The sequence below is a fragment of the Pseudomonas sp. NPDC088429 genome (genome assembly GCF_044753305.1).
Classification (GTDB): Bacteria; Pseudomonadota; Gammaproteobacteria; order Pseudomonadales; family Pseudomonadaceae; genus Aquipseudomonas; species Aquipseudomonas rustica.
In genome coordinates this window covers 24,666-36,406 of sequence record NZ_JBIVMX010000028.1, presented here as the reverse complement: position 1 = coordinate 36,406, position 11,741 = coordinate 24,666, and the positions used below count along the sequence as shown (strand labels likewise).

General features: G+C 60.3%; 10 protein-coding genes. 5 read left to right on the top strand and 5 right to left on the bottom strand.

Annotated elements, in window-relative coordinates:
• Positions 1–117: 117 nt before the first annotated feature.
• Positions 118–513 carry a YbaN family protein gene (locus ACIP66_RS15825; protein ID WP_400649067.1) on the bottom strand — a complete coding sequence of 132 codons (396 nt, stop codon included), beginning with the start codon at positions 511–513 and terminating at the stop codon, positions 118–120.
• 10 nt (positions 514–523) lie between these two features.
• On the bottom strand, positions 524–1,111 hold the full coding sequence (locus ACIP66_RS15820) for a YecA family protein (RefSeq protein ID WP_053118230.1): 588 nt from the start codon (positions 1,109–1,111) through the stop codon (positions 524–526).
• A 378-nt stretch (positions 1,112–1,489) separates the two neighbouring features.
• On the opposite strand from ACIP66_RS15820, the gene recQ reads away from it, so the two are divergent.
• The 3 genes from recQ to ACIP66_RS15805 all read left to right on the top strand — a co-directional run bounded on the left by recQ (position 1,490) and on the right by ACIP66_RS15805 (position 6,273).
• Complete coding sequence (gene recQ / locus ACIP66_RS15815; protein ID WP_053118234.1) at positions 1,490–3,619, top strand: DNA helicase RecQ; 2,130 nt, start codon at positions 1,490–1,492, stop codon at positions 3,617–3,619.
• A gap of 415 nt (positions 3,620–4,034) precedes the next feature.
• Complete coding sequence (locus ACIP66_RS15810) at positions 4,035–4,469, top strand: MarR family transcriptional regulator (protein WP_053118236.1); 435 nt, start codon at positions 4,035–4,037, stop codon at positions 4,467–4,469.
• A 127-nt stretch (positions 4,470–4,596) separates the two neighbouring features.
• Positions 4,597–6,273: a FimV/HubP family polar landmark protein gene (locus ACIP66_RS15805; protein ID WP_400649064.1), complete on the top strand. Its 1,677-nt coding sequence runs from the start codon at positions 4,597–4,599 to the stop codon at positions 6,271–6,273.
• A gap of 125 nt (positions 6,274–6,398) precedes the next feature.
• On the opposite strand, the gene ACIP66_RS15800 is transcribed toward ACIP66_RS15805, so the two are convergent.
• Positions 6,399–8,588 carry a patatin-like phospholipase family protein gene (locus tag ACIP66_RS15800; protein WP_282359075.1) on the bottom strand — a complete coding sequence of 730 codons (2,190 nt, stop codon included), beginning with the start codon at positions 8,586–8,588 and terminating at the stop codon, positions 6,399–6,401.
• Between the two features lie 71 nt (positions 8,589–8,659).
• Here ACIP66_RS15800 and ACIP66_RS15795 point away from each other — a divergent pair, with 71 nt between their 5' ends.
• Complete coding sequence (locus ACIP66_RS15795) at positions 8,660–8,947, top strand: SelT/SelW/SelH family protein (protein WP_400649062.1); 288 nt, start codon at positions 8,660–8,662, stop codon at positions 8,945–8,947.
• Here ACIP66_RS15795 and ACIP66_RS15790 read toward each other — a convergent pair.
• Together ACIP66_RS15790 and ACIP66_RS15785 are read right to left on the bottom strand one after the other, a co-directional pair.
• Positions 8,941–9,834: a DMT family transporter gene (locus ACIP66_RS15790; protein WP_400649060.1), complete on the bottom strand. Its 894-nt coding sequence runs from the start codon at positions 9,832–9,834 to the stop codon at positions 8,941–8,943. The two genes, ACIP66_RS15795 and ACIP66_RS15790, sit on opposite strands and share 7 nt — an antisense overlap.
• A gap of 180 nt (positions 9,835–10,014) precedes the next feature.
• Positions 10,015–10,779, bottom strand: coding sequence for an AraC family transcriptional regulator (locus ACIP66_RS15785; RefSeq protein ID WP_212550875.1), 765 nt, complete (start codon positions 10,777–10,779; stop codon positions 10,015–10,017).
• A 133-nt stretch (positions 10,780–10,912) separates the two neighbouring features.
• On the opposite strand from ACIP66_RS15785, the gene ACIP66_RS15780 reads away from it, so the two are divergent.
• Entirely contained in the window at positions 10,913–11,728 is an 816-nt protein-coding gene (locus ACIP66_RS15780) for a UDP-2,3-diacylglucosamine diphosphatase (RefSeq protein WP_053118250.1), read from the top strand.
• The last annotated feature ends 13 nt before the right edge of the window (positions 11,729–11,741 follow it).

Sequence of the window (11,741 nt, the reverse complement as noted above, 5' to 3'; positions counted from 1 at the left end):
CGATCACTCCTGTGTGCGTTAGGCAACGGAGTGATTTATGGCTGGAAAGGAGAGGGCTGTCACCTGTCAGATCTGACAGGTGTGGGCGATTTCAAGACGAACGGTCGCGTCGTTTACTCAGCGTTTAGGCCGCGTCTTCTGTCGCAAAATATAAACCGTCACCAACACCGCACTGGTCAACATAAACCCGCGCGCCCACGGCATTGGCACCAGATAACACGAGAACAGAATGCTCGCCCACATCAGCCCGATCGCGTAGACCTTGCCCTTGAGCGGAATGCCGTTGCCTTCGAGATAGTCGCGAATCCATGGCCCGAGCCGGGGATGCTCGACCAGCCAGCGATAGAAACGCGGCGAACTGCGGGCGAAGCACGCGGCGGCCAGCAGCAGGAAAGGCGTGGTCGGGAGAACAGGCAGGAAAATACCGATCACCCCCAATGCCACGCTGAGCCAGCCGATGGCCAGCAGGATGTAGCGCAGCATCAGGGAGCGGTTGCCTATGGGGTTGTCCATAGGCCGGATCTTAGTGGTGACGTGGCTTGAGGATCGCCGGTTTTTCGTCTGGCGCCTGGCACAGCAAGTACAGCGCGGTCAGGGCTTCCGGGATCTGCACGATCATGTCGTCCATCAGGTTGGCGTCTTTGGCGATGTCTTCGAACTCAGGCTGTTCGTCGAACAGGCCCGAACCGACCATGATCGGCAGAAGCATTTCGCTGACTTCTTCTTCAGCGGTTTCGAACCAGGCGGCTTCGCGCAGGAACACGCCTTCCATGAAACCGATGCACCAGCCGCGCAGTTCGGAATCGTCCGGATCTTCACCCAGATCCAGTTCGCACGGCAGCTCGAATTCTTCATCCGACGCCAGTTGACGGGCGATGTGCGCCTTGAGGCCGATCAGCGTGGCTTCGATTTCTTCGCGCTGGGCTTCACCGCTGTAGTGCGGCTCTTCGGCGAACAGCGCGTCGATCCACTCGCGATCCGGCACGACGTCCGAGCAGATCGACAGGGCGGTCAGGTAGCCGTGAGCGGCCACGTAATCCAGCGCCTCGTCGTGCAGCTCGTCGGCGTCGAGGAAGACTTGCAGGCGGGTTAGTTGCTCAGCGAAGGACATTACGGGGCTACCTTGGGGGAATAAACAATGCGGGAATTCTAGGCCTTCTTGCGCGCTCAAGCCAGCCGCACGGCAGATTTGCCGGGCAGAACAACCTAATCCCCTGTAGGAGCTGCCGAAGGCTGCGATCTTTTGATCTTTTAAAAACCACATCAAAAGATCGCAGCCTTCGGCAGCTCCTACAGGAGACAGGGGCGCATCGCAGATTGTATCGACGGGTGTCGCCCTGTGCAGGGAAGGCCTCGGGTATACTGCCGCGTTTTGCGATCCCTGCCCGCATTGCGGCCGTCATGCAATGCGTTCTTACGATTCAGCGGTGCAGCTTTGCCCGTCATGAACCAGCCTTGCAGGGATGTTTTTGTGATTTTTGGAGTTTCTATGCTCGAACAGGCTCAACGCGTCCTCAAGGACATCTTCGGCTACGACAGTTTTCGTGGCCGTCAGGGTGCAATCATTGAGCGCGTGGCCAGCGGCGGTGACGCACTGGTTCTGATGCCTACCGGTGGCGGCAAATCCCTGTGCTTCCAGGTGCCGGCGCTGTTGCGCGAAGGCCTGGCGGTAGTGGTCTCGCCGCTGATCGCGTTGATGGACGACCAGGTCGCCACTCTTGAAGAGCTGGGCGTCGCTGCGGCGGCGTTGAACTCGACACTGAGCGCCGAACAGCAGCGCGACCTCGCCGCACGAATCAAACGTGGTGAAGTGAAAATGTTGTACCTGGCGCCCGAGCGTCTGGTGCAACCGCGCATGCTGTCGTTCCTGCAAAGCCTGGACATCGCGTTGTTCGCCATCGACGAAGCGCACTGCGTGTCGCAATGGGGCCACGATTTCCGTCCGGAATACCTGCAACTCGGTCAACTGGCGGAACTGTTTCCCGATGTGCCGCGCATCGCCCTGACCGCCACCGCCGACAAACGTACCCGCGAAGAAATCGTCACGCGTCTGCACCTGCAGAACGCCGAGCGTTTCCTGTCGAGCTTCGACCGTCCGAACATTTTTTACCGCATCGTGCCGAAAGAGCAGCCGCGCAAGCAGTTGTTGGCGTTTTTGGCCGAGCGACGCAGCGACGCCGGCATCGTCTATTGCCTGTCGCGCAAGAAAGTTGAAGAGGTCGCGACGTTCTTGAGCGAGCAGGGTTTCCCGGCGCTGCCGTATCACGCCGGTCTGCCCAATGATTTGCGTGCCTTCAACCAGAAGCGCTTCCTTAATGAGGAAGGCCTGATCATGGTCGCCACCGTGGCGTTCGGCATGGGCATCGACAAGCCCAACGTGCGCTTCGTTGCGCACCTCGATCTGCCGAAATCCCTTGAGGCGTATTACCAGGAAACCGGTCGCGGCGGCCGGGACGGTCTGCCGGCGGACGCGTGGATGGCCTACGGTCTGCAAGACGTGGTGATGCTCAAGCAGATGCTGCAAAACTCCGAAGGCGACGAGCGCCACAAGCGTCTGGAGCAGCACAAACTCGACGCGATGCTCTCGCTCTGCGAAGAAACCCGCTGCCGTCGTCAGACCTTGCTGGCGTATTTCGACGAAGACATGCCCGAGCCGTGCGGCCACTGCGATAACTGCGTCGATGGCGTGCAGACGTGGGACGCCACCGAGCCTGCGCGACAGGCGTTGTCGGCAATTTTCCGTACCGGTCAACGTTATGGTGTCGGTCATTTGGTCGATGTGCTGCTGGGCAAGGACAACGAAAAAATCCGCAGCTTCGGTCATCAGCATCTGTCGGTGTGGGGCGTTGGCAAGGCGTTGAGCGAGAGCGAATGGCGCTCGTTGTTCCGTCAGTTGGTGGCGCGGGGTCTGGCGGATGTCGATCACGAAGGTTATGGCGGGCTGCGATTGAACGACAGTTGCCGACCATTGCTTAAAGGCGAAGTGAGCCTGGAGCTGCGCCGCGACCTCAAGCCGCAAGTCACCGCCAAAAGCGGCAGCAAGAGCCCGGCCAGTCAACTGGTGCGCGGCGAAGAGCGCGAACAGTGGGAAGCCCTGCGTGCGTTGCGGCGCAAACTCGCCGAAGAACATGGCGTGCCGCCGTACGTTATTTTCCCGGATTCGACGTTGCTGGAAATGCTCCGCAGCCAACCGACCTCGCTGGCGGAAATGGCCCGGGTCAGCGGTGTTGGTGCGCGCAAACTTGAGCGTTACGGCGATGCCTTCCTCGAAGTACTCGGCGGTGAGGTCGAGGCGCCGAAAGTCGTGGCCGATGTGCGCCATGAGCTGATTACACTGGCTCGGGCGGGTATGACGCCGTTGCAGATTGCCGGTCAGTTGCAATGTTCGGAGAAGAACGTTTACACCATGCTCGCTGAAGCGATTGGCAAGCAGCAGTTGTCGCTGGAACAGGCGCTGGATCTGCCTGAAGAGCTGATGGGTGAAGTGCAGGATGCGTTTCTTGATGGTGAGGGGGAGTTGCCGTCGGTCGCTGAGATTGCCGAATTGTTTGCCGGGCGGGTTCCGGAAGGCGTGCTGTATTGCGTTCGGGCGGCGTTGCAGTCGGAATTTGAGATGTAATTTGCTGCAGGCCCTCATCGGAACGCCGCCCGCCCAGCCCTCTCCCAGAGGGAGAGGGGGCCGACCGAGGTGTCTTGCGCCATACATCGATCTGAAGATCCCAGTCGATTATGGATTCAACGCTGAGCTATCACGTCGGCGTAATTCCCCAATATCCCCCATTCAGTTCCCTCTCCCTCCGGGAGAGGGCTAGGGTGAGGGCTTTCCAATTTTGGATTCAGCAAAGCCCATTCAAGTCGGCGTACCTCCCGCGCATCCCCCATTCAGTCCCCTCTCCCTCCGGGAGAGGGCTAGGGTGAGGGGCTTCAAGATGTAACGATTCAGTACAGAGCGACTCTTGCCTATAACTGCAGCTCATGCTTAGCTGGCTAATAATTAGAAATTCCTTATTTTTCAGACTAACCGTGAGTGTTTTATGCCGTTAACCGATCAACACCGCTTTGGCATGCAGCTGGCCCAGATGTCCCGTGGCTGGCGCGCCGAACTGGATCGCCGTCTCGCCGGGCTGGGCCTGTCCCAGGCGCGCTGGCTGGTGCTGCTGCATCTGGCGCGTTTTGAAGAGGCGCCGACCCAACGTGAGCTGGCGCAGAGCGTCGGCGTTGAAGGGCCGACCCTCGCGCGCTTGCTCGATAGTCTGGAAAGCCAGGGCCTGGTGCAACGGCAGTCCGTGATGGAAGACCGTCGGGCGAAAAAAATCGTCCTTTGCGCCCCCGCGCTGCCGCTCATCGAACAAATTGAAACTATTGCCACGCAGTTGCGCCACGAATTGTTCGAAGGCGTCGACGAGGCGGATTTGAAGGTGTGCATGCGCGTCCACGCGCACATTCTGACCAACCTGGAAAAATCTTGAGGCACAACCCTGTGCCGATTTTTTGAGAGATCGCACTGAGCCGACTATAAGAACTACTGGGCAATATCGTGTTCGTACCGGATGTGCGAACGCATAGAAGTCGGTTTTGCTTATTTAAGGGATGCTCATGCTCGCAAGTTGGCACGTGATACGGCGCAGTGGCGGCAAATGGCTGCTGCTGGCTGGGCTATTCAGTTACTCGACGTGGTCGATGGCGTTGGGGCTGGGTGACATTACGATTCATTCAAGCCTCAATCAGCCGCTCAAGGCCGACATCGCGTTGGTGGATGTTGGTGGGCTGACACAAAACGATCTGTCCGTGCGCCTGGCGACGGCGGATGAGTTCGCTGAGGCCGGGGTCGAGCGGGTGTTCTTCCTCAACGACCTCAAGTTCATCCCGATCCTGCATGGCAATCGCCAGATGATCCGGGTGACGTCCAGCAAACCGGTTAACGAACCCTTCCTCAATTTCCTCGTGCAGCTCAATCAGCCCAACGGCCGATTGCTGCGCGAATACACGGTGCTGATTGATCCGCCGGGTACGCCGGGAATCGAGCCGGCCACTGATGAGCCGGATCCCCGCGCGCAGTCTTCTGCGTTTCCGATTGTCGAGCCTGCGACTGCGCCGGTTCAGGCCGCGCAGGGCAAGCGCGAAACTGCTCCGCCCCCACCAGCCCCGGCCGCACCGGCCAACGATGCAGTCGCTGAACAGTTAGCCGCCAGCGTGTTGCTCAACCAGCAATTGCAAAAAACCATCGAAGAGCAAAACGCCAAGTTGCAGGAGCAACAGGCGCTGATCACCGACGGCAAAAAACAAATGGGCGAATTGCAGACGCGTCTGGCCGAGCTGCAGAAACCGCCGCCAGCTGTGACGGCAGCACCCGCTCCGGTAATTGCGCCAGTCGCTACGGAAGATGATTCGCCCAACTGGCTGCTGCTCGGCGGATTAGTGCTGTTGTTGGTCGCGCTGATTGGCGGGTTGATCGTGCGCCGTCGCCAACAAACGCAAACCGTTGCCGCGCCGGCGCTGCCACTTGGCATCGAGCCCGACACGGAGGAAACGCAGAGTCCCGATTCATTCAGACACCACGCCTCAGCCGAACACCGCGAAGAACCCGCAGCAGGCGATGTGTTGGAAGCGGTGGGCATTTATCTGGCGTACGGCCGGCTCGGCGAGGCCGTCGGCTTACTGCGCGATGCCTTGGCCAAGGAACCGGAACGCATCGACCTCGGGGTGCAACTGCTCGAAGTTTTAGGGCGCCAAGGCGATAACGCCGCGTACGAGCAACAGGAAAACCACTTGCGACAGCTTGGAGTCGATGAACACGAATTGCAGGCAGTTCGCGATCGGCATCCGAAGCTGACGAATGTTGCGCCGGTTCTGGTGGCCGCACCGATCGCTGCCGCTCAGCCCGAACCCACGCCGCCGGTGGATGATTTCGAATTGAATCTGGGCGAGCTGTCGATGGATTCCAGTTGGGATCTGCAGGACAACTCTCCAGCGCCGGTTCAGCCATTGTCGGAGGAGTCGGAGCTGGAATGGATTCCCGAGCCGGATGCGCAGCCGCTGGATGATGACTTCCTCAATGAGTTTGGTGATTCGCAGGCGTTGACGCTGGAGCCGCTGGATTTGCAGCTGTCAGAGCCTGAAATGGAGGAGGGCGCCGGCAAGCTTGAGCAGGCGCAGAACTGCATTGATGACGGCGATATCGACAGTGCGATTGCGTTGCTTAATGAATTGCTCAAAGAGGGCGATGAACCACTAAAGCAGACGGCGCGGACGTTGTTAGCCGGGATTCGCTGATTTGAGCGAGGCGGTGAATGTACTGACGCTATCGCGAGCAGGCTCACTCCTACATTTGAATTGTGTTCGCAATTCAAATGTAGGAGTGAGCCTGCTCGCGATGGCGCCAGATCAGACAACGCTAATCAAAAAGTCTGCCCAAGATTCAGATAAACCGCCTGCTCATCCGCATCATTCAACCCATACGTGAAATTCAACGGCCCCAGCGGCGTGTCAAACCCGATAAACACACTCGCCGCATTGATGTAACCACTGTCGAACTCATTGTCATTGTTCCACGCCCGCCCACGCTCCAGCGAAGCACCGGCGTACAGCGGGAAGTCCAGCGGCAAGTACGAACGCGGCGTCAGACGGCGGAAATACACGGCACGCATCAGGCTGACGTTCTGCCCGGAAATCGCATCTTCCCGGAACCCCGACAACTGCCGCGCGCCGCCGAGCAGGAAGCTCGATGTCACCACATTGGCGTCGTCCAGCGTGCGCCCGTAACGACCGCCAAGGATCAACGTGTCGGGGCCATGACTCATGGCTTTGTCGATTTTGAAATCCCACTGCCGGTAACGTGTATCCGAGCCCAGGCTCGGTTCGAATTGCGTCAGCGTCAGGCTGATGTCCTTGCCTTCGTGAGGGTAGTAAACGTTGTCCAGCGAGTCATACGAGTACTTCAACGAGTAGAAGCCTTCGTTGAAGCTTTCGCTCGGCAGATCCTGATCGCCAATGCGCACATCGGCCTTGCCCCACGCTTCGCCAACGCCGAAACGCACTTCGCCGTTGTTGCCGATCTGCCGACCGAGGTTGAGGCCGAAACCGTAGCGCTCGACGCGGTATTGCGCGATCGGATCGTTATCGAGAATCGACTCGACGTTCTGCGCTTCGAACGATGCATACGGGGCGACGAAGTAGCGCGAACCGACGTCCAGCGGCTGATAGAACTCGGTGTACAACTCTTGTTTGTCGCCGATCTGCGCACGCGTCAGCCATTCCGCGCCGAGACGGTTGATGCCGTTGACGCGGTAGCTGGCGCCGAGGTTGAAGGCGCTGTCGCCGCGCATGTCATCCGACAGATTGAGGCCGACGCGCAGGTAATCGGTGCCGCTGCGTTTGCCGCGCGCGCTGATCACCAGGGTGTGATCCGGGCCTTTGTGCACCACGCGGTATTGCACCTGCTCGAAGTAATCGAGGCCGTACAAGGTGCCCATGTCCGAATGCAGTCGGCCCAGATCCAGCGGTTCGCCGATGGGTTGACGGATGTAGTAGCGGATCACGTCATCATCGACTTTCGAATCGTTCTCCACACGAATGGCGGTGATGACCGGCGTGCGCTGGCCCGGCGAGCGGGCGGCGTTGAGTTCGGCGTCCTGGGATTCACTCGGTTTGAGCTGTGCGAGGCGGGCGTCGAGGGCTTTGGTCGCGCGGTAACCGGCTTCGATCATTTCCTGGGCCTTGCCGAAATCGGTGACGCCGAAGGCGGCCAGTGCCGGCTGAATCAAAACGTCATCGGCGTGCAGCGCGGCGAGTTGTTCTTCCGAGTTGCGCCGGGTCATCAGGGTGATCGACTGATTGAGCACGTCGACCACGGTGGTCAGTTGTTTGCGGTTGCGCAGCGGCGTACCGATGTCGACGACGATGGCGATGTCGACGCCCATTTCCCGCGCCACATCGAGCGGAATGTTGTCGGTCATGCCGCCGTCCACCAGCAACCGGCCATCGAGTTCGACCGGCGCGAACACAGCGGGGATCGACATGCTCGCGCGAATCACCTGCGGCAGATGGCCTTTGCGGAAGACCACTTTTTCACCGTTGGCGATGTCGGTGGCCACGGCGCGGAACGGGATCGGCAGTTTGTCGAAATCGCGGGTATCACTGGTGTGCGCCAACAGACTTTCCAGCAGCAACGAGAGGTTTTGCCCTTGAATCACGCCCAATGGCAGGCCGAGGCTGCCGTCGTCGCGAAAGCTGAGTTTCTGTTTCACCAGAAAATCGCGGTCGTCCTGCTTGCGTCGAAACGGCACGTCTTCACGCGGTGGCGCGTCGGACAGCGCGGCTTGCCAGTCGATGTTCAGCGCGAGTTTTTCCAGCTCGTCGATCTTGTAACCCGAGGCGTACAGGCCGCCGACCACCGCACCCATGCTGGTGCCGGCGATCGCATCGATCTTGATGCCTTGCTCTTCCAAAGCCTTGAGCACGCCGATGTGCGCCAGCCCGCGCGCGGCGCCGCCGGACAGCACCAGACCGATTTTCGGGCGCGGCGCTTCAGTGGCATGGACGAAGAGGGGCAGAAAACCAAGCAGCAGGCAGAACAGCAGACGGCGCATTGTGAGTCTCGGGGCAAGCGGTAAAGCCGGCTATTATAGCGGCGCCCTCTGTCTCAGGAGTTGTCGCGAACATGACTGTCGGAAAAGCAGAAGTTGTCATCACTTATTGCACGCAATGCCAATGGCTGTTGCGCGCCGCGTGGCTGGCGCAGGAGTTGCTCAGCACCTTCGGCGACGATCTCGGCAAAGTCTCGTTGGTGCCGGGCACTGGCGGGGTGTTTCAGATCACCTGCGCTGGCGTGCAGATCTGGGAACGCAAGGCCGACGGCGGTTTTCCGGAAGCCAAGGTGCTGAAGCAGCGGGTGCGCGATCAGATCGATCCTGACCGCGACCTCGGCCACAACGATCGCACTCAGTGAGACGCGGCCTCGGCGGCGACGGTTTTCTTGTCGGCATTGCCTGACATCCGCGCCGAGACGACGATGGCGACAATGATCAGCGCGCCGCCGATCAACATCTTCGGCGTCGGGTTTTCATTGAACAGCAGCGAGGCGACGGTGATGCCGTAGACCGGCTCCATCGCGAACACCACCGCGGCGGTGCGCGCCTTGATCACCGCCAGACTGGCCACGAACAGGCTGTGAGCGACGCCGGTGCAGAACACGCCGAGCAGGGCGATCCACAACCAGTCCAGCGCGCGCACTTCGCTCAATTGCGGCGCCGCGACCGGCAGCAGACACAGCGCCACCACCACGTTTTGACACAGCGCCGCCTGTACCGCCGGAATGCGTCCGGAGCTGGCGCGGTTGGTCAGCGACAGCAAGGAGAACAGCAGCCCCGACAGCACCGACCAGAGCAAACCAACGGTGGCGCCGCTGCCCAGATCGAACGCCGGAGTCACCAGAATCAGGCCGACGCTGACCAGCACCACCAGCACAATCTCGTTGGTGCGGATGCGTTCACGGAAGATCAGCCCTTCAAGAATCACCGTGAATGCCGGGAAACTGGCGAAGCCCAAGGTCGCGATGGCCACGCCGGCGACTTTCACCGAAATGAAGAAACTCACCCAATGCCCGGCCAGCAATACGCCGCTGAGGATCAGTCGACGCCAGTCCACGGCCTCGAGTTTTCGCCAGCCATGCTGGCTGGCGAAACGGGCAAAAAACGCCAGAGCGAGCACGGCAAAAGCGGCGCGGCCGAAAACGATCACGGCGGGGGAGGCGGCAGCGAGTTTGCCGAACACACCGGTCAGGCCAAACATCAAAGCACCAATGTGCAGAGCGCCGAGGGCGGTACGCGGGGTCATTGCAATCCTTAATCCAGACACGATTCGTTGTGATGCATTGATCGTTCCCACGCTCTGCGTGGTAACGCCTCTAGGGACGCTCTGCGTCCAGTGACGCGGAGCGTCACGGGCTGCATTCCCACGCAGAGCGTGGGAACGATCACATTTAAGCGTGTGGAGATCAGTAAGTCTGTCGGCGGACTATCGTCTTTTGTCGCCGGAATCGCGCCGAAGCTGGCCGGGTGATGAGCCGAACTCGCGCAGGACGGCGGCCGAGAAGGCACTCTGCGAGCTGTAACCGACGCGGCTGGCAATCTCGCCCATCGGCAACACCGTGTCGCGCAACATTTGCACCGCCAGATGCAGGCGTCGACTGCGCATGTAATCCATCGGCGTCTGCCCGCACTCCGCCATAAACCGCGCATGCAGCCGCGCACTCGACAGCCCGGCAACCCGCGCCAGATCGGCAACTTGCAGCGGATAAGCCGCGTTCTGCTCGATGTGCGCATCCAGCGCCGCATAAGGCAAACGGCGGGCAGTCAGTTCGGCCGGTTTCGCATGATTGAGACTGGCCAGCAGCAATACCGAGCCTTGCTGCGCGATCAACGGATCGCTGACCGGGCTGTTCGCCAGCCAACTGACCAACTGACTCTGCCCGGAATCCAGCGACAAACGCGCAGGCTGATCGAGCAAACGGCGGCTGGTCTCGGCATGTTCACCCAACGAATCCACCAGCCATTGCCCGTCAGGAATGTCCATCACCAGACAGCGGCTGCCATCGGGACTGCCGCACGCGTGGTGCGCACCCGAAGGGATCACCACAAAACTTTGCTGACGCACCTGACTGCCACGGCCCTCGACCTCGAAGTCCAGCGCGCCGGACAGCCCGAACACCAGTTGGGCGTGCTCGTGGCTGTGGACGATCAGATCGCGGGTGTACTGACGCAGGGTGAGAATCGGGCGCATAAACAAGTCTCCGGGCAGGCCTGCAGTCTACACCGGCGGGCGCTGTGTGCGCTGTCACAGGACTGACTCGCGCTTGTCATGGTCGATTCACCGGATGCGCGCAGAGTGGCGAAAACATCGCAGAGGGTTGCCCATGACCAGCGCCGAGCTCGCCAGACCCAGCCGCAAACAACGGGTGCGAACCCTGTGGATCTCCGACGTGCACCTGGGCACGCGCGATTGCCAGGCCGAGCACTTGTCAACGTTCCTCAAGGGCTACCACGCCGACAAGGTGTATCTGGTCGGCGACATCATCGACGGCTGGAAACTGCGCGGCGGCATGTACTGGCCGCAAGCGCACACCAACGTGATTCGTCGATTGCTGACCATGAGCAAGCGCGGCACCGAAGTGATTTACGTCACTGGCAATCACGACGAGTTCTTGCGCCGTTACTCGAAGCTGATTCTGGGCAATATTCAATTGGTCGACGAAGCGGTGCACGTCACCGCGGACGGTCGGCATCTGCTGGTGATTCACGGCGATCAGTTTGATGTGATCACCCGATATCACCGCTGGCTGGCCTTCCTCGGCGATTCGGCCTACGAATTTACCCTGACCCTGAATCGCTGGCTCAACCATTGGCGTGCGCGTTATGGCTACGGTTACTGGTCGCTGTCGGCGTACCTGAAGCACAAGGTGAAGACGGCGGTGAGTTTTATCAGTGACTTCGAAGAAGCCATCGCCCATGAGTGCGTGAAGCGCGGGTTGCACGGGGTGGTCTGCGGGCACATTCACCATGCCGAGATTCGTAAGGTCGGCGAGGTGGATTACCTCAACTGCGGCGATTGGGTGGAGTCGTGTACGGCGCTGATCGAGCATTGGGATGGCACGATCGAGTTGTACCGGCTGGCGGATGCGCAGGCGCGAGAGGCGGAGCTAAAAGCGGCCAAAGTCGCCGAACTCGCTTAAATGCAAAAGATCG

What these genes read in the sequence shown, in the direction of transcription:
- ACIP66_RS15820 (WP_053118230.1), bottom strand. Translation starts at nt 1,111, where the DNA reads ATGTCCTTCGCTGAGCAACTAACCCGCCTGCAAGTCTTCCTCGACGCC.
- recQ (WP_053118234.1), top strand. Translation starts at nt 1,490, where the DNA reads ATGCTCGAACAGGCTCAACGCGTCCTCAAGGACATCTTCGGCTACGAC.
- ACIP66_RS15825 (WP_400649067.1), bottom strand. Translation starts at nt 513, where the DNA reads ATGGACAACCCCATAGGCAACCGCTCCCTGATGCTGCGCTACATCCTG.
- ACIP66_RS15790 (WP_400649060.1), bottom strand. Translation starts at nt 9,834, where the DNA reads ATGACCCCGCGTACCGCCCTCGGCGCTCTGCACATTGGTGCTTTGATG.
- ACIP66_RS15810 (WP_053118236.1), top strand. Translation starts at nt 4,035, where the DNA reads ATGCCGTTAACCGATCAACACCGCTTTGGCATGCAGCTGGCCCAGATG.
- ACIP66_RS15780 (WP_053118250.1), top strand. Translation starts at nt 10,913, where the DNA reads ATGACCAGCGCCGAGCTCGCCAGACCCAGCCGCAAACAACGGGTGCGA.
- ACIP66_RS15795 (WP_400649062.1), top strand. Translation starts at nt 8,660, where the DNA reads ATGACTGTCGGAAAAGCAGAAGTTGTCATCACTTATTGCACGCAATGC.
- ACIP66_RS15800 (WP_282359075.1), bottom strand. Translation starts at nt 8,588, where the DNA reads ATGCGCCGTCTGCTGTTCTGCCTGCTGCTTGGTTTTCTGCCCCTCTTC.
- ACIP66_RS15805 (WP_400649064.1), top strand. Translation starts at nt 4,597, where the DNA reads ATGCTCGCAAGTTGGCACGTGATACGGCGCAGTGGCGGCAAATGGCTG.
- ACIP66_RS15785 (WP_212550875.1), bottom strand. Translation starts at nt 10,779, where the DNA reads ATGCGCCCGATTCTCACCCTGCGTCAGTACACCCGCGATCTGATCGTC.